The sequence below is a fragment of the Aeromonas tecta genome, assembly GCF_000820185.1.
GTDB classification, from domain to species: domain Bacteria; phylum Pseudomonadota; class Gammaproteobacteria; order Enterobacterales; family Aeromonadaceae; genus Aeromonas; species Aeromonas tecta.
In genome coordinates, this window is the sequence record NZ_CDCA01000036.1 from 248,485 (window position 1) to 267,881 (window position 19,397).

20 protein-coding genes are annotated in these 19,397 nt (G+C 61.5%); 15 read left to right on the plus strand and 5 right to left on the minus strand.

Going from position 1 to position 19,397, the window contains the following annotated elements; all coding sequences use genetic code 11:
• Window positions 1–3: 3 nt before the first annotated feature.
• Window positions 4–486: a zinc ribbon-containing protein gene (locus BN1137_RS16115; protein ID WP_050719570.1), complete on the minus strand. Its 483-nt coding sequence runs from the start codon at window positions 484–486 to the stop codon at window positions 4–6.
• 145 nt (window positions 487–631) lie between these two features.
• Here BN1137_RS16115 and leuS point away from each other — a divergent pair, with 145 nt between their 5' ends.
• The 15 genes from leuS to BN1137_RS16190 all read left to right on the plus strand — a co-directional run bounded on the left by leuS (window position 632) and on the right by BN1137_RS16190 (window position 16,171).
• The gene (gene leuS / locus BN1137_RS16120; protein WP_050719571.1) at window positions 632–3,211 is read left to right on the plus strand and encodes a leucine--tRNA ligase; all 2,580 of its coding nucleotides are present in this window, start codon (window positions 632–634) and stop codon (window positions 3,209–3,211) included.
• Between the two features lie 56 nt (window positions 3,212–3,267).
• Window positions 3,268–3,750, plus strand: a complete 483-nt coding sequence (locus BN1137_RS16125; RefSeq protein ID WP_050719572.1) for an LPS-assembly lipoprotein LptE — start codon at window positions 3,268–3,270, stop codon at window positions 3,748–3,750.
• Window positions 3,751–3,822: 72 nt separating this feature from the next.
• Complete coding sequence (gene holA, locus BN1137_RS16130; RefSeq protein WP_050719573.1) at window positions 3,823–4,851, plus strand: DNA polymerase III subunit delta; 1,029 nt, start codon at window positions 3,823–3,825, stop codon at window positions 4,849–4,851.
• Window positions 4,851–5,498, plus strand: coding sequence for a nicotinate-nucleotide adenylyltransferase (nadD, locus tag BN1137_RS16135; protein WP_050719574.1), 648 nt, complete (start codon window positions 4,851–4,853; stop codon window positions 5,496–5,498). Before holA ends, nadD begins: the two co-directional genes overlap by 1 nt.
• A gap of 233 nt (window positions 5,499–5,731) precedes the next feature.
• Window positions 5,732–6,070 carry a ribosome silencing factor gene (rsfS, locus tag BN1137_RS16140; RefSeq protein WP_050719575.1) on the plus strand — a complete coding sequence of 113 codons (339 nt, stop codon included), beginning with the start codon at window positions 5,732–5,734 and terminating at the stop codon, window positions 6,068–6,070.
• A gap of 39 nt (window positions 6,071–6,109) precedes the next feature.
• Complete coding sequence (gene rlmH / locus BN1137_RS16145; protein WP_050719576.1) at window positions 6,110–6,577, plus strand: 23S rRNA (pseudouridine(1915)-N(3))-methyltransferase RlmH; 468 nt, start codon at window positions 6,110–6,112, stop codon at window positions 6,575–6,577.
• 163 nt (window positions 6,578–6,740) lie between these two features.
• A complete protein-coding gene (mrdA, locus tag BN1137_RS16150) occupies window positions 6,741–8,669 on the plus strand; it encodes a penicillin-binding protein 2 (protein WP_050719577.1) in 1,929 nt (642 codons plus the stop codon).
• Window positions 8,670–8,767: 98 nt separating this feature from the next.
• Window positions 8,768–9,871 (plus strand): rod shape-determining protein RodA, encoded by a 1,104-nt coding sequence (gene rodA, locus BN1137_RS16155; protein ID WP_050719578.1) that lies wholly within the window; start codon window positions 8,768–8,770, stop codon window positions 9,869–9,871.
• Entirely contained in the window at window positions 9,871–10,866 is a 996-nt protein-coding gene (gene mltB / locus BN1137_RS16160) for a lytic murein transglycosylase B (protein ID WP_050719579.1), read from the plus strand. The genes rodA and mltB overlap by 1 nt, the downstream gene beginning before the upstream one ends.
• Entirely contained in the window at window positions 10,808–11,728 is a 921-nt protein-coding gene (locus BN1137_RS16165) for a septal ring lytic transglycosylase RlpA family protein (protein ID WP_050719580.1), read from the plus strand. The genes mltB and BN1137_RS16165 overlap by 59 nt, the downstream gene beginning before the upstream one ends.
• 203 nt (window positions 11,729–11,931) lie before the next feature.
• Window positions 11,932–13,122 (plus strand): D-alanyl-D-alanine carboxypeptidase family protein, encoded by a 1,191-nt coding sequence (locus BN1137_RS16170; protein ID WP_050719581.1) that lies wholly within the window; start codon window positions 11,932–11,934, stop codon window positions 13,120–13,122.
• 268 nt (window positions 13,123–13,390) lie between these two features.
• On the plus strand, window positions 13,391–13,654 hold the full coding sequence (ybeD, locus tag BN1137_RS16175) for a DUF493 family protein YbeD (protein WP_050719582.1): 264 nt from the start codon (window positions 13,391–13,393) through the stop codon (window positions 13,652–13,654).
• Between the two features lie 93 nt (window positions 13,655–13,747).
• A complete protein-coding gene (gene lipB, locus BN1137_RS16180) occupies window positions 13,748–14,425 on the plus strand; it encodes a lipoyl(octanoyl) transferase LipB (RefSeq protein WP_050719583.1) in 678 nt (225 codons plus the stop codon).
• Between the two features lie 79 nt (window positions 14,426–14,504).
• On the plus strand, window positions 14,505–15,470 hold the full coding sequence (lipA, locus tag BN1137_RS16185; RefSeq protein ID WP_033130949.1) for a lipoyl synthase: 966 nt from the start codon (window positions 14,505–14,507) through the stop codon (window positions 15,468–15,470).
• Between the two features lie 191 nt (window positions 15,471–15,661).
• A complete protein-coding gene (locus tag BN1137_RS16190; RefSeq protein ID WP_050719584.1) occupies window positions 15,662–16,171 on the plus strand; it encodes a GNAT family N-acetyltransferase in 510 nt (169 codons plus the stop codon).
• A 24-nt stretch (window positions 16,172–16,195) separates the two neighbouring features.
• Here BN1137_RS16190 and nqrE read toward each other — a convergent pair whose 3' ends face one another.
• From nqrE to BN1137_RS16210, 4 genes are all read right to left on the minus strand, one after another.
• Window positions 16,196–16,795, minus strand: coding sequence for an NADH:ubiquinone reductase (Na(+)-transporting) subunit E (gene nqrE, locus BN1137_RS16195; RefSeq protein WP_050719585.1), 600 nt, complete (start codon window positions 16,793–16,795; stop codon window positions 16,196–16,198).
• Between the two features lie 166 nt (window positions 16,796–16,961).
• The gene (locus BN1137_RS16200) at window positions 16,962–17,372 is read right to left on the minus strand and encodes a hypothetical protein (RefSeq protein WP_050719586.1); all 411 of its coding nucleotides are present in this window, start codon (window positions 17,370–17,372) and stop codon (window positions 16,962–16,964) included.
• A gap of 222 nt (window positions 17,373–17,594) precedes the next feature.
• A complete protein-coding gene (locus BN1137_RS16205; protein WP_050719587.1) occupies window positions 17,595–18,098 on the minus strand; it encodes a GNAT family N-acetyltransferase in 504 nt (167 codons plus the stop codon).
• Between the two features lie 22 nt (window positions 18,099–18,120).
• Window positions 18,121–19,302 (minus strand): MerR family transcriptional regulator, encoded by a 1,182-nt coding sequence (locus BN1137_RS16210; RefSeq protein ID WP_050719588.1) that lies wholly within the window; start codon window positions 19,300–19,302, stop codon window positions 18,121–18,123.
• Window positions 19,303–19,397: the final 95 nt, after the last annotated feature.

Genomic DNA, 19,397 nt, shown 5'->3' on the forward strand with positions numbered 1-19,397 from the left:
CACTCAGGGTGAGAGCGGCTCACGATGATACTCGTTGGCGCCACACTCGGGGCAGGTGCCAAGCTGCTCAGGGTGCAGCACCGTGTGACGCCACTCGCAGGCATCGCACACCAGCACCCCGAGCCCGACCCAGTCGCCGGCCCGGTAGATACCCTTGTGCTCCAGCTCGTCCGCCAGCTCGCTCCACTCGACCTGCGCGCGATCGGTCACGTCCGCGAGCCAGGACCAGGCGGTGTCTTTGAGCGCCAGCATAAAGGCCGACTCAGGCGCCTCGCTGCGCCCCTCGTCATAGTTGCCGAGATCCCGCTTCACGTATTCGGCGATCAAGGCCAGCTCGTCCTGAGTCAGGTCGCCAGCCGCCTCCAGATAGGCCTGCACCTTGGCAATCATGCGGTTGAGGCGCTCCCCCTGGAACTCTTCGGTCTCCTGCCACTGCTTGCGCAGTTGGGCGATGAAGGCTTCATACCCTTTTTGGCGTTTGTCCATGGTCGTTACTCCTCTGCTGAACCTTGATCGTGCCCGGCCCGAGACCCGGCGGATGCTGGCGGTTGTTGCCGCCGCAGGATATGGGTATTCTATCGGGATTTCCCAGCCGTTTTATCTATTCATTTCACAGATCCGGATGTCACCAATGCAAGAGCAATACGTTCCCCAATCCATCGAACCAGCAGTGCAACAGCACTGGGATGCCAAGAAAACCTTCAAGGCCGTGGAGAAAGTAGACAAAGAGAAGTTCTACTGCCTGTCCATGTTCCCTTATCCGTCTGGTCGTCTACACATGGGGCACGTGCGTAACTACACCATAGGTGATGTGATCTCCCGTTATCAACGGCTCAATGGCAAGAACGTGCTGCAACCCATCGGCTGGGATGCGTTCGGTCTGCCGGCAGAAAACGCCGCCATCAAGAACAACACGGCGCCGGCCCCCTGGACCTACGAAAACATCGAATACATGAAGAACCAGCTGAAAATGCTGGGGCTGGGTTATGACTGGGACAGAGAGCTGGCCACCTGCAAGCCGGATTACTACCGCTGGGAGCAGTGGTTCTTCACCAAGTTGTACGAGAAGGGTCTGGTCTACAAGAAGACCTCCTCCGTCAACTGGTGCCCGAACGACATGACAGTGCTGGCCAACGAGCAAGTGATCGACAACTGCTGCTGGCGCTGTGACACCCCGGTGGAGCAAAAAGAGATCCCCCAGTGGTTCATCAAGATCACCGACTATGCCGAAGAGCTGTTGAATGACATCGACAACCTGGAAGGCTGGCCCGAGATGGTCAAGACCATGCAGCGTAACTGGATTGGTCGCTCCGAAGGGGTCAACATCAGCTTCCCGGTCGATGGCCTGGATGCCAGCCTCGAGGTCTACACCACCCGTCCCGACACCTTCATGGGCGTGACCTATGTGGGTATCGCCGCCGGCCACCCGTTGGCCACCCAGGCTGCCGAAAACAATCCGGCGCTCGCTGCCTTTATCGAAGAGTGCAAACACACCAAGGTGGCCGAAGCCGAGATGGCCACCATGGAGAAGAAGGGCATGGCCACCGGCCTCTATGCCATTCACCCGCTGGATGGCCGCAAGGTACCGGTCTGGGTCGCCAACTTCGTGCTGATGAACTACGGTACCGGTGCCGTCATGGCAGTGCCCGGCCACGATCTGCGCGATCACGAGTTCGCCACCAAATATGGCCTCGAGATCAAGGCCGTCATCAAGCCGGCCGAAGGCGATGCGCCAGACGTGGCTGCCGCCGCTTACACCGACAAGGGCGTGCTGTTCAATTCAGGCGAGTTTGACGGCCTCGAGTTCCAGGCCGCCTTCGATACCATCGCCGCCAAGCTGGAAAGCCTGGGTTGTGGCAAGCGCACCGTCAACTTCCGTCTGCGTGACTGGGGTGTCTCCCGTCAGCGCTACTGGGGCGCCCCTATCCCCATGCTGACCCTGGCCGACGGCACAGTAGTACCAACCCCGGAAGATCAACTGCCGGTGCTGCTGCCGGAAGACGTGGTGATGGATGGCATCCAGAGCCCGATCAAGGCCGACGCCGAGTGGGCCAAGACCACCTATAACGGCCAGGAAGCGTTCCGCGAGACCGATACCTTCGACACCTTTATGGAGTCCTCCTGGTATTACGCCCGTTACTGCTCCCCGGACTACGACAAGGGCATGTTGGATCCCGCGGCCGCCAACCACTGGCTGCCGGTGGATCAGTACATCGGCGGTATCGAGCACGCCTGTATGCACCTGCTCTACGCCCGCTTCTTCCACAAGCTGCTGCGTGATGCAGGCCTGGTCAACAGCGACGAGCCGTTCAAGCGTCTGCTGTGCCAGGGCATGGTGCTGGCCGATGCCTTCTACTACAAAGACGAGAAAGGCGGCAACGTCTGGGTCAGCCCGACCGACGTCAAGGTGGAGCGTGACGACAAGGGCCGCATCACCAAGGCCGTCGACAACGATGGCCGCGAGGTGATCCACTCCGGCATGACCAAGATGTCCAAGTCCAAGAACAACGGCATCGATCCCCAGCTGATGGTGGAGCGTTATGGCGCCGATACCGTCCGTCTGTTCATGATGTTCGCCTCCCCGGCCGACATGACCCTGGAGTGGTCCGACTCCGGCGTAGAGGGTGCCCAGCGCTTCCTGCGTCGCCTGTGGCGCCTCACCTTCGAGCACGTCAGTGCCGGTAGCGCCCCTGCTCTGGATGTGGCCGCGCTCACCAGCGAACAGAAAGCCGTGCGCCGCGAGCTGCACAAGACCATCGCCAAGGTGAGCGATGATGTGGGTCGCCGTCAGACCTTCAACACCGCCATCGCCGCCATCATGGAGCTGATGAACAACCTCTCCAAGCTCGGCACCGACGAGCAGGACCGTGCCCTGATGCAGGAAGCGCTGGAAGCCGTGGTGGTCATGCTCTACCCCATCACCCCGCACATCGGCTTCGAGCTGTGGAAGATGCTGGGCAAGGAAGGGGACATCGACGTGGCCAGCTGGCCGGTGGCTGACGAACGCGCCATGGTCGAGACCGAGAAGCTGGTGGTGGTGCAGATCAATGGCAAGATGCGCGGCAAACTGACCGTGCCGGCCGAGATAAGCCAGGCCGAGGTAGAGAAACTGGCGATGAACGACGCCTCGGTGCAAAAATTCACCGAAGGCCTGACCGTGCGCAAAGTCATCTACGTACCGGGCAAGCTGCTCAACATCGTAGCCAACTGATGAGATGACGGCGGGCAGCGCCCGCCGTCATTCACGCCATGCAAAGAGGAAATTACATGGGCATGTCCCTTACTCGCTGGATTGCCATCATGCTGACGGGCCTGCTGCTGCAGGCCTGCGGTTTTCAGATGCGCGGCACCGCCATTCCCCCCGAGCTGATGACCATGAAGGTAGTCGGCGATAACAAGAGCGACTTCTATCGCCTGGTGACCACCCGCCTAAAGGCCTCAGGTGTGACCCTGGCTGACAAGGAAGGCATCCCGGTGCTGACCCTGGCAGGCATTAGCAGCAGCAGCCAGGTTGCCTCCGTCGACTCCATCGGCCAGGACCGCGAATACCTGCTGGGTTACAGCACCCAGTTCAGCGTCAGCATGCCGGGCAAGCCGACCCAGGTGTTCCCCATCACCTTCAACCGTAGCTTCCTGAACAAACCGGATGCGGCACTCGCCTCGTCCCGCGAGCAGGAACAACTCGGCAAGGAGATGCAGGAGCAGGCCGCGAACCTGGTGATCCGCCAGCTCAGCCAGGTCAAGTTCTGATGGGGATCTATCCGACCGCCGGGCTGGTGATCCATCAACCCAGCCAGAGTACGTTCTGATGCGAGTATCTTGATGAGAGTCTATCCCGAGCAGTTTGCAGACCATCTCAAAGCAGGGCTCAAGCCCTGCTATCTCGTTTTTGGTGACGAGCCTCTGCTCAAGCTGGAGGCCATCGATGCCATTCGTCAGGTGGCCCTCAAGCAAGGTTTCGATGAGCGCCACAGCTTCGTGGTCGAAGCCGGACTGGACTGGAATCAGGTCTATGATGCCTGCCAGGCCATGAGCCTGTTCTCGGCGCGCCAGATCATCGAGCTGGAGCTGCCCGCCAAGGTCGACAAGGACCTGGCCGCCCGCATCACCGAGATTGGCAAGCAACTGCATCCCGACTTGCTGCTGGTGCTCTCGGGCGGACGCCTCAATCAAACCCAGATGAAGGCCGCCTGGTTCGACAAGCTGAGCCAGAGTGGCACCTATGTGCCGGTCAATCATCCGGAACCCCGTTTCTTCCCACGCTGGATGAGTGCCCGTTTTCAGCGCTTCGGCCTCAAGGCGCTGCCGGATGCCATCAACTTCATGTGCCATGCCTATGAGGGCAACCTGCTGGCCGCGAGCCAGGAGATAGAGAAGCTGACCCTGCTCTCGCCGCCGCAGCCCATCAGCGTCGCCTATCTGCAAGAGACCATCATACGCCACGCCCACTTCACGCCGTTCCAGCTCATCGATACCCTGCTGGAGGGCAAGGTGAACCGGGCCCAACGCATTCTGCTGGCGCTGCGGGCCGAAGGCACCGAGCCCGGCATGCTGGCCTGGGCCCTGTGCCGCGAGCTGGAGCAGCTCACCGAGCTGGCCCTGGCGGCGCGAGCCGGACAACCGCTGGTGGAACACTTCTCCCGGCTGCGCATCTGGCAGAGCCGCCAGCAGCTGATCCAGCAAGCCCTGACCCGCCTGCCCTTTAACAAAATACAGCAGCTATGGCAGCTGATGGCCCAGCTTGATGATGCCCAGCGCCGGTTCGACACCGAGCAGGCCTGGCTGATGCTGCAGACCCTGGCGCTCGGCTTTCGCGACGCCACGCAGCTCCCCTTGCTGGAGCCGACCTGATGTTACAAGCCCCCATCGGCATCTTGGGCGGGACTTTCGATCCCATTCACATTGGGCATCTGCGCCCGGCCATCGAGGCTCAGGCCGCGTTGGGGCTGGCCGAGGTACGCCTGGTGCCGAACCATATCCCGCCCCACCGAGCCAGTCCGTTCTGCTCGAGTGAACAGCGCCTCGCCATGGTCAGGCTGGCGGCGGCAGAGAATCCGGGCTTCGTGGTGGATGAACGGGAGATCAAGCGAGACAAGCCCTCCTACACCATCGACACCCTCATTGAGCTGAGACAAGCGCTGCCAGATACCCCGATCTGCTTCCTGATGGGGATGGACTCGCTGCTCTCACTGCCGAGCTGGCATCGCTGGCAGGAGCTACTCAGTCATGCCCATCTGGTGGTCAGCCAGCGCCCGGGCTGGCAACCGGACTACCCAATCGAGGTGGCCGAGCTGCTGGCCCTCCATCGGACGCAGGATCCCCAAGATCTGCACCGCCATCGTCACGGCCATATCTGGCTCGCCGACAACCTGCCCATCGAGCTGTCGGCTACTCGGCTCAGAGCCCTGCTGGCGGCAGGTCAGGATCCCAGATATCTGTTGCCGCCCACGGTCGCCAGCTACATCCAGCAACAAGGGCTCTACCAACCAGCACCCTGAATTCGGCCGAGCGGAGGATGAGAGTTTTGCCACCGACACCGCCAGGCGCAGCTTGTATCGGCTTGACTATTGTCTGGTCCGGTTGCGCACTATAGTGATCAACAGGGGCTCGCCTTGCCCATCGGCGGCGGCCCTGGGTCCATTGCCCTCTCCCCCACTGGGAAACGGGAATGAGCATGATATAATCCGCCGCCCTCATGCTGTGCAAGCGCGCCGGAACATAGGAGAAGACATTGCAAGGCCAAGAATTACTCGCCTTTATCGTCGACAAGATCGATGACATGAAAGGCCGCGATATCATCACTCTGGATGTACGCGGCAAATCCAGCATCACGGACACCATGATCGTCTGCTCCGGCAACTCCAGTCGCCATGTCAGCGCCATCGCCCACAATCTGGCCAGCGAGGCCCGTCACGCCGGGATCGCGCTGCTCAGTGTGGAAGGTCAGCTCACCGGTGAATGGGTACTGGTGGATCTGGGGTCGGTCATCGTGCATGTGATGCAGGACGAATACCGCGACTTCTACCAACTGGAAAAACTCTGGGGCGGCGCCCAAGTGCCAACGCAATAGAGTGTGCAAGCGTAATACAAGGGTGCAGTGTAAAGAACGATGAAGATCCAGTTGATTGCGGTGGGCACCAAGATGCCTGCCTGGGTAGAGCGTGGCTTCGAAGAGTACCGTCGCCGTTTCCCGAAAGACATGCCATTCGAGCTGGTCGAGATAGGCGCAGGCAAACGCGGCAAGAATGCCGACATTCCCCGCATCCTGCAAAAGGAGGGGGAAGCCATGCTGGCCGCCGCCGGCCGCTCCCGTATCGTGACCCTGGATATCCCGGGCAAGCCCTGGACTACGGAGCAGCTCGCCACCCAGCTGGAAGCCTGGAAGCTGGACGGCCGCGACGTGGCGCTGCTGGTGGGCGGGCCCGAGGGGCTGTCGCCCGAGTGCAAGGCCGCCGCTGAGCAGAGCTGGTCGCTGTCACCGCTGACCCTGCCCCACCCGCTGGTGCGGGTGCTGGTGGCCGAGAGCCTCTATCGCGCTTGGAGCATCACCACCAATCATCCGTATCACAGGGAATGAGCCATGAGTCTCTGGAACATTATCCCTCATACACGCCCGTATTACGGGGAATACACCATGTATAGCCGGTGTATCACCCCTCACACACTACAAAATCACAGAGAGTGAGCATGAATCACCATAGCCTCACGTCTCGTCATTTCGTCAGTCATAAGGTAGCGGCATGTTGAAGAATCGCATCGAGATGCGCGATCACAGTGCCGAGGGACGTCTGTTCTTCCGGCGCACCCTGGTTGCCTACATCGGCATGGTGGTACTCATGCTGGTGCTGCTGGGTAATCTCTATTACCTGCAAGTTGAGTCGTACGATACCTACCAGACCCGTTCCAACGACAACCGGATCCGGGTCGTGCCGGTGGCCCCGCCACGGGGTCTTATCTATGACGCCAACGGCGTGCTACTGGCCGAAAACCGCCCCGTTTACAGCCTGGAAATCGTGCCGGAGGAGACCGGCGATCTGGAGAAGACCGCCGACGAGCTGATCGCCCTGCTGGCTCTGCCGGAGGGCACCAAGGAGAAATTCCTGGCCGAGGTCAAACGCCAGCGCCGCTTCAAGCCGGTGCCCCTGTTCGAGAAGCTGACCGAGTATCAGGTCGCCCTCTTCTCGGTCAACCAGCACAACTACCCGGGCGCCAGCATCGAGGCCTATCTCAAACGTTACTATCCGTTTGGCGATACCCTGACTCATGCACTCGGCTATGTGGCCAAGATCAACACCCGTGACGTGGAGCGCCTCGACAAGGAGGAGAAGCTCGCCAACTATGCCGCCACCAAGGATATCGGCAAGCAGGGTGTTGAGAAATACTATGAAGATCAGCTGCATGGTGTAGCTGGTTATCAGGAGGTCGAGGTCAATAACCGCGGCCGGGTGGTGCGCACCCTCAAGTTCCAGCCGCCAGAGCCCGGCAAGGACATCTACCTCAACATCGACATTCGTCTGCAGTTGAAGGCTCAGGAGCTGCTGGCCGGTCGCCGGGGCGCCATCGTCATGATGGATCCCAACACCGGCGCCATCCTGGCCATGGAGTCGAGTCCGAGCTACGATCCCAACCTGTTCGTGACCGGCATCTCCAACACCAACTATTCGGCGCTGCTCAACGATCCGGCTCGGCCGCTGGTGAACCGCACCACGCAGGGCATCTATGCCCCCGCCTCCACCGTCAAACCCATGATGGCGGTGATGGGACTGAACGAAGGGGCCATCACCCCCAACTACCGTTACTTCGGCGGCCCCAGCTTCTCCATCCCGGGTACCACCAAGAAGTTTCGTGACTGGCGTCGTTGGGGTCATGGCTGGCTCGATGTCTATCGTGCCATCGAAGTGTCGGCGGATACCTATTTCTACGATCTCGCCTATAGAGTCGGCATCGACAAGATCCACGCCTACATGACCAAGTTCGGCTTCGGTCAGTACAGTGGCGTCGACTTGTATGAGGAGACCAAGGGGGTCATGCCATCCCGTGACTGGAAGATGGCACGCTGGCGTCAGCCCTGGTATCAGGGGGACACCATCTCCATCGGTATCGGTCAGGGCTACTGGAGCTCTACGCCGATCCAGCTGGCCAAGGCGATCAGCATCCTGACCCAGAACGGTCACGACGTGACGCCACACCTGCTCAAGAGCACCGCCTCCCAGGACGGGGTCGTCAACGCCCCCATCAACCCGAACGTGGCCATCGCCGCCAAGAGTGATACCTATTGGCAGGTGGCCAAAGACGGCATGTGGCGCGTCATCAACGGCCATGAAGGCACAGGACGCCGCGCCTTTGCCAATACCCCCTACAAAGCGGCGGGCAAGTCCGGTACCGCCCAGGTGGTGGGCTTGAAAGAGAACCAGGTCTACAACGCGGCCACCACCAAGGTGGAGCACCGCGACAACGCGCTGTTCGTCGCCTTCGCGCCGTTCGAGGCGCCCAAGGCCGTGATCGCCCTGGTGCTGGAGAACGCCGGTGGCGGCAGTTCTATGGGAGCACCGGTCGCTCGTCACATGCTGGATGCCTACCTGCTGCCGCCAGAGCCTCAGCTGCCGCCCGCCCCCAGCAAGCCGTCAACACCCAGTCCGGCGCAGAGCGAGGCTGTCTCCAATGAATGATGTCGTACACCAGAAGGCGTCAGGCTGCCGGTTGCCCGCGCAGCCGACCGGCCTGCTGCCGCTCACGACACCTTCGACTCCGAGTGAGGTAATGCCCAATGAGTAACTCCGCACGCCAGCAAAGCCTCTGGTACCGGCTGCACATCGACCTGCCGCTGCTGCTCGGCTTGCTGGCCCTGATGACCCTCTCCATGGTGGTGCTCTACTCCGCCTCGGGCCAGGATTTTGATTCCATCGTGCGCCAGCTGGTGCGTGGTGGCCTCGCCTTCGCCTTGATGATTGGCCTGGCCCAGCTGCCCCCCTCCCTCTATGCGCGCTGGTCGGTGCCGCTGTTTGTGGTGGTGGTGGTGCTGCTCATCGCGGTGGACGTGTTTGGTCATATCGGCAAGGGCGCGCAGCGCTGGCTGGATCTTGGCTTTATGAAGTTCCAGCCCTCCGAGGTGATGAAGCTCTCCATGCCCATCATGGTGGCGGCCTGGCTCAGCCGTCACTCCCTCCCCCCCAGATTCAGCCATGTGCTGATCGCCCTGGTGATGGTACTGCTGCCGACCCTGCTGATCGCGGCCCAGCCCGATCTTGGTACCTCCATTCTGGTGGCGGCCTCCGGCTTCTTCGTCATCTTCCTGGCGGGGATCAGCTGGTGGCTCATTGGCCTGGCGGCGCTGCTCATTGCCGCCTTTATGCCGGTGCTCTGGTTCTTCCTGATGCACGACTATCAGCGCCAGCGGGTACTGATGCTGCTCGATCCGGAGAAAGACCCCCTCGGTCGCGGCTACCACATCATCCAGTCCAAGATTGCCATCGGCTCCGGTGGAGTGTTCGGCAAGGGCTGGCTGCAAGGCACCCAGTCACAGCTGGAGTTCCTACCAGAGCGCCACACCGACTTTATCTTCGCGGTGTTCAGCGAGGAGTTCGGGCTGGTGGGCGTGGCCCTGCTGCTGGTGATCTACCTCTACATCATCAGCCGCTGCCTGTTTATCTCCATGCAGGCCCAGAACAGCTTCGAGCGCCTGCTCGGCGGCGCTCTGACCCTCACCTTCTTCGTCTACGTGTTCGTCAACATGGGCATGGTGAGCGGCATACTGCCGGTGGTGGGGGTACCCCTGCCGCTGGTGAGTTATGGCGGCACCTCCATGGTGACCCTGATGGCCGGCTTCGGCATCCTGATGTCCATCCAGACCCACAGAAGACTGCTGGCCTGATGAGAGGGTGGTGGGGACTCTGCTTCTTTGCGCTGACGGCAGGCGCGGCCGTAGATCCCGCGCGGCTGAGCCTGCTGGCCGAGCAGCAAGCCGTGCCGCTGGCCGAGTTGCAGGCCGCCGCCGCACAGGCGCAGCTGCGCCAGGAGATCCTCGACACCATTGCCCGCCCCTGGGAAGCCAAGCCCTGGCATCGCTATCGACCCTTGTTCGTCACGGCGGATCGGATTAAAGACGGCGTCAGCTTCTGGCAACGTCATGCCGATACCCTGGCCAGGGCCGAGCAAACCTACCGGGTGCCCGCCGCCCTCATCGTCTCCATCATCGGCATCGAAACCTTCTATGGCCGCCAGATGGGGCGTCACTCCGTGCTCGACAGCCTCTACACCCTGGGTTTTCACTACCCCGCGCGGAGCGAGTTCTTCGCCAAGGAGTTTGCCCAGCTGGTGCTGCTGGCCAAAGAGGAGAAGTGGCCACTCACCCGCCTCAAGGGATCCTATGCGGGCGCCATGGGCATGGGCCAGTTCATGCCCTCCAGCTATCGCCACTACGCGGTCGACTTTGACGGGGATGGCAAGCGCGACCTGTTTGCCAATCCGGTGGATGCCATCGGCAGCGTCGCCAATTATTTTGCCGAGCACCGCTGGCGCTGGGGAGAATCTGCCGTCGAGCCCGCCTTGATCGGACTGGCGCCAGTAGGTACCCTGCTTCGGCCAGAGCCCGAGCTAAAACAACAGTGGGCCGAGCTCGCCGCGGCGGGCATCGAACTTGCCACCCCGCTGGCACCGGACACGCCGGTCAAACTGCTGGCATTGGAACAGGCCGATGGACCGGAATACTGGGTCGCACGCCACAATTTTTATGTGATCACCCGCTATAACCGCAGCCCTCTCTATGCGATGGCGGTGCATCAACTCAGTCAAGCAATCCAGGAAGCGTATGCATTACAGCCACAAACTCCTCCCACTCAGCCTGACCTTGTTGCTGGCCGCCTGTAGCAGCCAGCCGGAGCAACCACAGCCCCAGGAAGTCCCCGTCCAACAAGAGAAGCCCCAAGTGATCGAGATCCCGCAGGCTACCGGCGCCATCCCGCGCCCCGAGCCCATGAGCGCCAGCGGCAACCGGGACTACTGGATAGGCAAGCAGAAGTACGAGGTGTGGCGCGACATCAAGCATTATCAGGAAGAGGGCACCGCCAGCTGGCTCGACAAGGGGCTTGATGGCAACAAAACCGCCAACGGCGACGTGCTGGACAGCAAGCTGTTCAGTGCCGCCCACCGCAACCTGCCTCTGCCAAGCTACGTGCGGGTCACCAACCTCGACAACGGCCAGGAGACCATAGTGCGGGTCAACGATCGCGGCCCCTTCGACAGCGACCGCCTGATCGATCTCTCCTATGCCGCCGCCCAGCAGCTCGGGATGGTGGAAGGGGGTGAAGCCCGTGTGCGCCTGGATCTCATCAACGACACCCCGGATCAGATGGTCGAGATGGTCCCCATGACGCCGATGGAGCCCATGCAGCCGGCCGCCCCTGCCGAGCAGGGTGCCTTCCTGGGTGAGGCCACACCGGCGGCGCCTGCACCTGCACCTAAAGCTGCCAGTAAACCCGCCGCGGCCGCGACCACTGCCAAGGCTGCCACCGGCCAGGGCAAGATGATCCAGGTGCTGGCCAGCGGCTCCCAACCCAGGGCCGAGGCCATGGGCAAGGTGATGACCCAGCGCTATGGCGTGCCCTACCAGGTGGTGGCACACGACGCCATCTTCCGCGTCCTGCTGGGGCCGGTGGCGGCCGATCAGCAAGCCCCCCTGCTCGAGCAGATCCGGCAAGGTGGATTGGAGCAGGCCTTCATCGTTCCCTGATCATTGAGGCCCGCCTCGGTGGGCCACCGCCTTGTTACAGCCTCACGTCGTATCCCGGCGTGAGACTGTAACAAGAATGGATAAAAACCCACTCAGATCGCATGTCGGGCTATGACCGGCGAGCGCATCTGGTATAGTGAAGCCCGCTTTTTTTAACTTGTTTTAACTTGGGTACTCCCCATCCAGGCACCAGGAATTTCAAGATGTCCAAATTTGCCCGCTCCGTTATTCTGGCCTCCCTGTTAAGCGCCACCGCCCAGGCCAACCAGCCAGTTCCGACCCCGAACGCCGCCCCAGTGGTTGTTCCCGCCGCGCCGGAGATCTCCGCCAAGGCCCATATTCTGATCGATTACTACTCGGGTCAGGTGCTGGCCGAGCAGAACGCCGAAGAGCGTCTGCCGCCTGCCAGTCTGACCAAGATGATGACCTCCTACATCATCGGCCAGGAGCTGCTGAAGGGGAACATCAAGCGCACCGACATGGTGACCATCAGCCAAAACGCCTGGTCCAAGAATTACACCGACTCCTCCAAGATGTTCATCGAAGTGGGCAAACAGGTCTCGGTCGATGATCTGAACAAGGGCATCATCATCCAGTCCGGCAACGACGCCTGCGTCGCCATGGCCGAATTCCTGGCGGGCAGCACCGACTCCTTCGCCGGCCTGATGAACGCCTGGTCCGCCAAGCTTGGCATGAACGACAGCCACTTCATGAACCCGCACGGCCTGGATGCCGAAGGCCACTACAGTACCGCCCACGACATGGCGCGTCTGGGTCAGGCGCTGATCCGCGACCTGCCGGAGGAGTACAAGATCTACTCCCAGAAGTCGTTCGTGTTCAACGGCATCACCCAGCACAACCGCAACCGTCTGCTGTGGGATCAGTCCCTGCAAGTGGATGGCATCAAGACCGGCCACGTCAGCCAGGTCGGCTATAACCTGGTCTCTTCCGCCACCAATAACGAAGGCATGCGCCTGATTGCCGTGGTGCTGGGTGCCAGCAGTGAAGGTTCCCGCGCCGCCGAGAGCAAGAAGCTGCTGACCTACGGTTTCCGTTTCTTCCAGAGCCTGACCCCCTACAAGGCCGGCACCGAGCTGGTCACCCAGAAGATCTGGATGGGCGACAAGTCTGAAGTGAAACTGGGCGTCGACAAAGATGTCTCCGTGCTGGTCACCCGCGGTCAGGGCAACAACCTGAAAGCCGACTTCCAGCTCGAGAGCGAATTGAAGGCTCCGTTGGCCAAGGGCCAACGAGTCGGTACCGTGTTCCTGAAACAAGGCGACAAGGAGATCAAGCAGGTTCCGCTGGTCGCCCTGGAAGAAGTGCAGGAAGGTGGTCTGATGAGCCGCCTGTGGGATTACCTGGTGATGCTGGTCTCCAGCTGGTTCAAGTAACCAGCCCCACAGCATAAAATAGTGATGAAAGAGCGGCGCCCCAGGGCGCCGCTCTCCAGTCTCGCGCTCGGCGAGCGAATACCCCTGCAAACTGCAGGTTCCGCCGAGGGTCTATTTGTGGTAAAAAGCAGCATCTCCACGTCTTGTCGACCAGCCCGGGCCTTGATCCCGGCGTGGGCCGTGCCCATATTGACATGTACTGGCGGTCCGATGGGCCAAGCAAGATTAAAGATGAAGTCGTCTCGTGACGACGCCAAAAGGTGAGTAAATGAATACCAAGTTTGATGAACTGCTGGAGTTCCCCTGCAAATTCCCGTTCAAGGTCCTGGGTATCGCCGATCCAGCCCTGCCGGATCAGGTGGTTGAAGTGCTGCAGCAGCACGCTCCCGGCACTTACAGTCCGGTGGTCCAACCCAGCTCCAAGGGCAAGTATCACTCGGTGCGAGTGACGGTCACCGCCCAGAGCAAGGAACACATCGAAGCCATGTACACCGCACTTGGCAAGATTGAGCTGGTTCGCTACGTCCTGTAAGTCACCTCTCTCGCCCCGCCAGGGGCGAGTGACGTTGTGCACCCCGTTGTGCTGATCCACAGGGCCAACTCAAGCGCCTGTCAGTGAGGAACCATGTCACTCCAGATCCCCGCCCAGCCACAGCTGTTGGTCAGACAGCTGGGCCGTCGCCCCTACCAGCCGGTATGGGATGAGATGAAGGCCTTCACCGACAGTCGCACCAGCGATACCCCGGACGAGTTCTGGGTGGTGGAGCACGATCCCGTCTACACCCAGGGTCAGGCTGGCAAGGCCGAGCACCTGCTCGCCCCCGGCGACATCCCTGTGGTGCAGAGCGATCGCGGCGGCCAGGTGACCTATCATGGCCCCGGTCAGCTGGTGCTCTATGTGCTGGTGGATGTGCGCCGCAGCAAGCTGTCGGTGCGCGAACTGGTGACCTGCCTCGAGCGCGCCATCATCAATACCCTGGCCAAAAGCGACATCTCGGCCTATGCCAAGGCCGATGCCCCCGGCGTCTACGTGAAGAACGAGCTCGGCATGGAGGCCAAACTGGCCTCGCTGGGTTTGCGCATTCGCAAGGGCTGCTCGTTTCACGGCCTGGCACTGAACATCAACATGGACATGACCCCCTTCCTGCGCATCAATCCGTGCGGCTATGCGGGCATGGCCATGACCCAGACCAGCGCCCTGGGCGGCCCGCAGAGCGTGGCCGAGGCGCAAGCCATTCTGGTGGCCGAGCTGGCCAGCCTGATTGGCTATCAGACGATCACGAGTACCGAAGATGCGGCATGAGCGAGTCCATGCCGCGCGGCCATGAGGGCAATACCCTGATGGCCATCAATCAGACAATAACAAACACCGAGAGTGAATCATGAGCAAACCCGTTCGTATGGAGCCGGGCGTCAAGCTGCGCGATGGCGACAAGATGGCCCTGATCCCGGTGAAATTCATGCCGGATCCCAACGAGGAAGTGCTGCGCAAACCGGACTGGATGCGGATCAAGCTGCCGCCGTCGAGCCAGAAGATCGAGCACATCAAGAGCACCCTGCGCAAGAACAAGCTGCACTCGGTATGTGAAGAGGCCTCCTGCCCGAACCTGGCAGAATGCTTCAACCACGGCACCGCCACCTTCATGATCATGGGCGCCATCTGCACCCGTCGCTGCCCCTTCTGCGACGTGGCCCACGGCCGCCCGCTGGCGCTGGACCCCGACGAGCCGAAGAAGCTGGCGCTGACCATCAAGGAGATGGGGCTGAAATACGTGGTGATCACCTCGGTGGATCGCGATGACCTGCGCGACGGCGGTGCCCAGCACTTCGCCGATTGCATCAAGCAGATCCGCGAGCACAGCCCGCAGACCCGCATCGAGATCCTGACCCCGGACTTCCGTGGCCGGATGGAGCAGGCGCTCGAGGTGTTCCGCGAGACCCCGCCGGATGTGTTCAACCACAACCTGGAAACCGCCCCGCGCATGTACCGGGTCGCCCGCCCGGGTGCCGACTACAAGTGGTCCCTCGAGCTGTTACGTCGCATCAAGGAGATGCACCCCCATGTACCGACCAAATCCGGTGTCATGATGGGTCTTGGCGAGACCAACGAGGAGATAGTGCAGGTGCTCACCGACTTGCGCGAGCACGGCGTCAACATGCTGACCCTGGGTCAATATCTGCAGCCGAGCCGCCACCACCTGCCGGTCAAGCGCTACGTGCCGCCCGCAGAGTTCGACGAGCTGAAGGATGTGGCCATGGGGCTGGGCTTCTCCCACGCCGCCTGCGGTCCCTTCGTGCGCTCCTCCTACCACGCGGATCTGCAAGCCAAGGGTGAAGAGGTCAAATAACCTCACTCGCAAGAGCACCCTCAGCTTTCGCAAAAAGAGCGCCTCGGGGCGCTCTTTTTTTATGGATTCACGATCTGATTGCTTGCCACGCTCCTTGGCCCATGACGCCGCCACCGAGGCAGGCGTTTGCACCGCCACCCGCCACGGGTTAACGTGACCACTCCTTGTCCCCTTGAGTGATGATGCGCAGGATGCCGACTCCCACCGTTCGTTTGCTCCCCATGAGTGAGCAGCATTACCCCCTTTATTGTGCCTATTTCATAGAGGATTATGCGCAAGATCTCGCCAGCAACCATGGTTATGATCTGGCCTCCGCCCGCCACAAGGCAGAGCGGACGCTGCAGCAATCCCTGCCCCAGGGCGTCGCCACGCCACACCACCACCTGCTCTGCATCCTGCCGGGCGACGAGCCGCTCGCGGCAGAGCAGCAGCCCCTCGGTTATCTCTGGCACGCCAGCGACGCCGCCAACGGCGAGAGCTTCATCTATGACTTCTACCTGACCCCGAGCCAGCGTGGTCAGGGTCATGGCAAGGCCGCCATGAGGGTGCTGGAGCAACAGCTGCTGACGACGGGGATCACCCACATCAAGCTGAGGGTGGCCCACGACAACCCGCGGGCCTTGGCGCTCTATCAGGAGCTGGGCTTTGTCATCACCGGCTACAACATGGCCAAGCAGCTGGGCCAACGGCCGCTCCGCTGACCGCCAGCCCAGGCTGCGCAAGGATTAGAGCGACATGCCGGAGAAGGACATGAAGCCCAGCGACATCAGCCCGGCCACGATGAAGGTGATGCCAATCCCCCTCAGCCCCTCTGGCACATCCGAATATTTCATCTTCTGGCGCAGACCGGCGATGGCGACGATGGCCAACAACCAGCCCAGACCGGAGCCCACCCCGTAGACCACGGATTCGATGAAGTCGTAATCGCGCTGGGCCATGAAGATGACCCCGCCGAAGATGGCGCAGTGCACCGTCAGCAGCGGCAGATAGATGCCCAGCGCGTGATAGAGCGCCGGGAAGTGCTTGTCGAGCACCATTTCCATCACCTGCACCAAGGCCGCCAGCACGCCGATGTAGATGATGAAGTCGAGGAAGCTCAAGTCAAAGTCCCCGAAGAAGGTGCTGTCCGGGCGCAAGATATGACGGTAGATCAAGTTGTTGAGGGGAATGGCGATGCTCATCACCACCAGCACCGTCATGCCGAGGCCAAAGGCGGTGTTGATGTTCTTGGATACGGCCAAAAAGGTACACATGCCCAGAAAGAAGGCCAGGGCCAGGTTTTCGACAAAAATCGACTGGATAAACAGGTTTACATAATATTCCATCGGGTCGGCTCACAGGTTACGCAGACAGACCCGTCCCGAGCGGTAAAGCGCAGTGGGGACGGGGTGACAACGCGCGGCGATGCACTCGGATGGCCGCCAGCCTCTTGCAATGGGCAGGGCTGCTGACTCGGATTAACGAGGAGACGGGTGCAGGTCGGACGCGCGCTTAACGGCAAGCCGGGCGCGAGTCACCGTGGCAGAAGCGAAATTGCAGATGGTGGCAACTCAACCGGTGGCGGTGAAGCTGACCAAAATAGGCAGGGATCTGCCTGAGATAGATGAGGGGCAGGAAGAACAGCAAGCCGCTGAGCAGACCGAGAATGTCGGTCTGAAACCAGGCCAGCAGCACCTGGTAGAAGTGGGGCTTGGCTTCGCCCTCCAACCGCCGCCCCTGCTCGAAGCTGAGCCGCCATTGACCACCCGGTGGCAGACCAATGCCATCGGCCAGCCTGCTGGCGGGCGAGACATGCAGTTGCATCGCCACCGACGACTCTGCAAAGGCGGGATGAACGGATGCACTGATCCCTGCCGCAACAGAGGCGACAAGCCACAGGATGCAGGCGATGCCAAAAGACATCAACCCGATGCGTAACCGGCCAGGGGATGGCAAGGAGTCAGATTCCTCAGGAGGGAAACAGATAAAACGGGGTTGAATGTATCACAATCCCCCCCTTTATTGAATTTAGACAGCCCGTTATTAACCCGTTTCGATACGAAACACTGCCTTGCACCACCCTGTCAGCCGTTAATCACTCCATTGAACCGGGGGAGTCATGACTCCCCCGGGCAGCGATTTCCCTCAGGCCTGATTGAAGGCAGGGTGGTAGCTCACCTCGCCACTGGCGCGGGTGGCACCGAAGGGCTGGGCCATGAAGTATTCAGCTGGCACGCCCGGCAGTCGCAGATTGGCATCGGCGATAAACCCGAAGCGACCGTAGAAGCCGGGATCCCCCAGCACCACGCAGCCAGCAGCACCCGCCGCCTTGAGGGCGGCCAGCCCCGCCTCCATCAACCGGGAGCCCACTCCCTTGCCCTGCAGGGCGGGGGACACCGCAATGGGGCCCAGCCCGTACCAGCCCTCGCTCCCATCGCTGATGGTCACCGGCGAGAAGCAGAGGTGGCCGACGATGACTCCATCTTGCTCCGCCACCAGCGAATGGCGGAGGGCCCCCGCCTTGCGCAGGTCACGGATGATCAGCTGCTCGTTGTGATCGGTGTGGGGCGCCTCCAGGAAGGCGGCGATGGTCAGCGCCTCGATGGCGTCGCTGTCGGCATGGGTTTCGGGGCGAATAAGCATATTCATGTTGTCTCCTGTTGGTATCGATTCAGGCTGCCCGCAGGCAGCACATCACATAGCCATAGTGGCCGAGATACTGGCGGTGGATGGCGAGCTCGCGGCTTAAGTCCCGCAAAGCCGCCGAGTCTCCCAGCTCACCTTCGAGGCGCGCCAGATTGCCCTCTATGGGGTCCAGATAGTTGTGCCACGCCCGCTCTGGCAGCAGGGTATGGGAGAGACACTCATAACCCCTGGCCTTGATGGTTTCGAGCAAGGCATCCAGGGTCTGCATGCCGGGATACCCCTGCCACCAGAATGCCCTGGCCTCGGCCGGGGGCGCGTCGCTCAGCCACACCAGCTCGCTGACCATCAAGATGCCGTGGGGAGCACTCAACAAGGGCCGCCAGGCCGTCAGTGCCTCGGCAAAGCCCATCACGTAGGCGCTCCCCTCGGCCCAGATAAGATCGACCGGCGCAAGTTCCATGGGCAAGGCCGCCATGTTGGCGCACAGGGTGCTGACCTGCTCATACCCCGCAGCCTTGGCCGAGCGCTCGACGGCGGCCAGCGCACTCTCATCGAGATCGATGGCCAGGATGGGGGCGTCGCATACCTGAGCCAACGCCAGGGTGGCGGCGCCACGTCCGCAGCCGATGTCGAGGATGCGGTTGGGGGTCATGGCGAGGGCCTCGAACTGCTGCTGGGTAAAGGCGCGATCCCCCGGCCCCCAGTGACTCATGCCATCCAGCAACTGTTTGAAATCGCTGACATAGCGCTCGTGCTCGTTCATATCCTTACTGAGCCACTGCAGCTGATAGCGATCCTTTTCGCTAAAGCCCTGTCTCATCACCCAGTCGAAATAGGCTTGCGGTGCCTCGCGCTGCAACTGCAACTGCCAGTCCTTGAATGCATCACCTGACTCAGGGCTCATGCCCGCCAGATCCGCCAGCAGATCCCGCGCCCGCCGCATGCGGCTGATCTCAATGTCTAGCTCCTCCACTCGTGCCCGCAACTCGGCCTTGTCTATCTCGCCAGCCAGGCAGGCGAGACACTGTTTGAGGCTGAGGCCGCCGGCCTGCAGCGCCTGCACCATCTGCAGCCGCTGCAGATCGGCCTCGTCGTAGTGGCGATAGCCGTTGGCGGCCCGCACCCCTTCGATCACCCCCAGCTTCTCGTAATAGAGCAGGGTGGAGCGAGCGAGGCCGCAGCGACGGGCCAGTTCGGATATTTTCATGGCAACCACTCGTGGTGCGGGTCGTCAGTTGACCCGATGAAGGAGAGCTTAAACTGTAAAGCTATAGACAGGTCAACTCTCCTCTTTGCATTTCC

Excerpts from the sequence above, each read along its gene's own strand:
- mltB (WP_050719579.1), top strand. The coding sequence starts at position 9,871 with ATGAGAGGGTGGTGGGGACTCTGCTTCTTTGCGCTGACGGCAGGCGCG.
- nadD (WP_050719574.1), top strand. The coding sequence starts at position 4,851 with ATGTTACAAGCCCCCATCGGCATCTTGGGCGGGACTTTCGATCCCATT.
- BN1137_RS16165 (WP_050719580.1), top strand. The coding sequence starts at position 10,808 with ATGCATTACAGCCACAAACTCCTCCCACTCAGCCTGACCTTGTTGCTG.
- BN1137_RS16200 (WP_050719586.1), bottom strand. The coding sequence starts at position 17,372 with ATGTCTTTTGGCATCGCCTGCATCCTGTGGCTTGTCGCCTCTGTTGCG.
- ybeD (WP_050719582.1), top strand. The coding sequence starts at position 13,391 with ATGAATACCAAGTTTGATGAACTGCTGGAGTTCCCCTGCAAATTCCCG.
- BN1137_RS16170 (WP_050719581.1), top strand. The coding sequence starts at position 11,932 with ATGTCCAAATTTGCCCGCTCCGTTATTCTGGCCTCCCTGTTAAGCGCC.
- BN1137_RS16205 (WP_050719587.1), bottom strand. The coding sequence starts at position 18,098 with ATGAATATGCTTATTCGCCCCGAAACCCATGCCGACAGCGACGCCATC.
- rlmH (WP_050719576.1), top strand. The coding sequence starts at position 6,110 with ATGAAGATCCAGTTGATTGCGGTGGGCACCAAGATGCCTGCCTGGGTA.
- holA (WP_050719573.1), top strand. The coding sequence starts at position 3,823 with ATGAGAGTCTATCCCGAGCAGTTTGCAGACCATCTCAAAGCAGGGCTC.
- nqrE (WP_050719585.1), bottom strand. The coding sequence starts at position 16,795 with ATGGAATATTATGTAAACCTGTTTATCCAGTCGATTTTTGTCGAAAAC.
- lipA (WP_033130949.1), top strand. The coding sequence starts at position 14,505 with ATGAGCAAACCCGTTCGTATGGAGCCGGGCGTCAAGCTGCGCGATGGC.
- BN1137_RS16190 (WP_050719584.1), top strand. The coding sequence starts at position 15,662 with ATGCCGACTCCCACCGTTCGTTTGCTCCCCATGAGTGAGCAGCATTAC.
- BN1137_RS16115 (WP_050719570.1), bottom strand. The coding sequence starts at position 486 with ATGGACAAACGCCAAAAAGGGTATGAAGCCTTCATCGCCCAACTGCGC.
- lipB (WP_050719583.1), top strand. The coding sequence starts at position 13,748 with ATGTCACTCCAGATCCCCGCCCAGCCACAGCTGTTGGTCAGACAGCTG.
- BN1137_RS16210 (WP_050719588.1), bottom strand. The coding sequence starts at position 19,302 with ATGAAAATATCCGAACTGGCCCGTCGCTGCGGCCTCGCTCGCTCCACC.
- rodA (WP_050719578.1), top strand. The coding sequence starts at position 8,768 with ATGAGTAACTCCGCACGCCAGCAAAGCCTCTGGTACCGGCTGCACATC.
- mrdA (WP_050719577.1), top strand. The coding sequence starts at position 6,741 with ATGTTGAAGAATCGCATCGAGATGCGCGATCACAGTGCCGAGGGACGT.
- BN1137_RS16125 (WP_050719572.1), top strand. The coding sequence starts at position 3,268 with ATGGGCATGTCCCTTACTCGCTGGATTGCCATCATGCTGACGGGCCTG.
- leuS (WP_050719571.1), top strand. The coding sequence starts at position 632 with ATGCAAGAGCAATACGTTCCCCAATCCATCGAACCAGCAGTGCAACAG.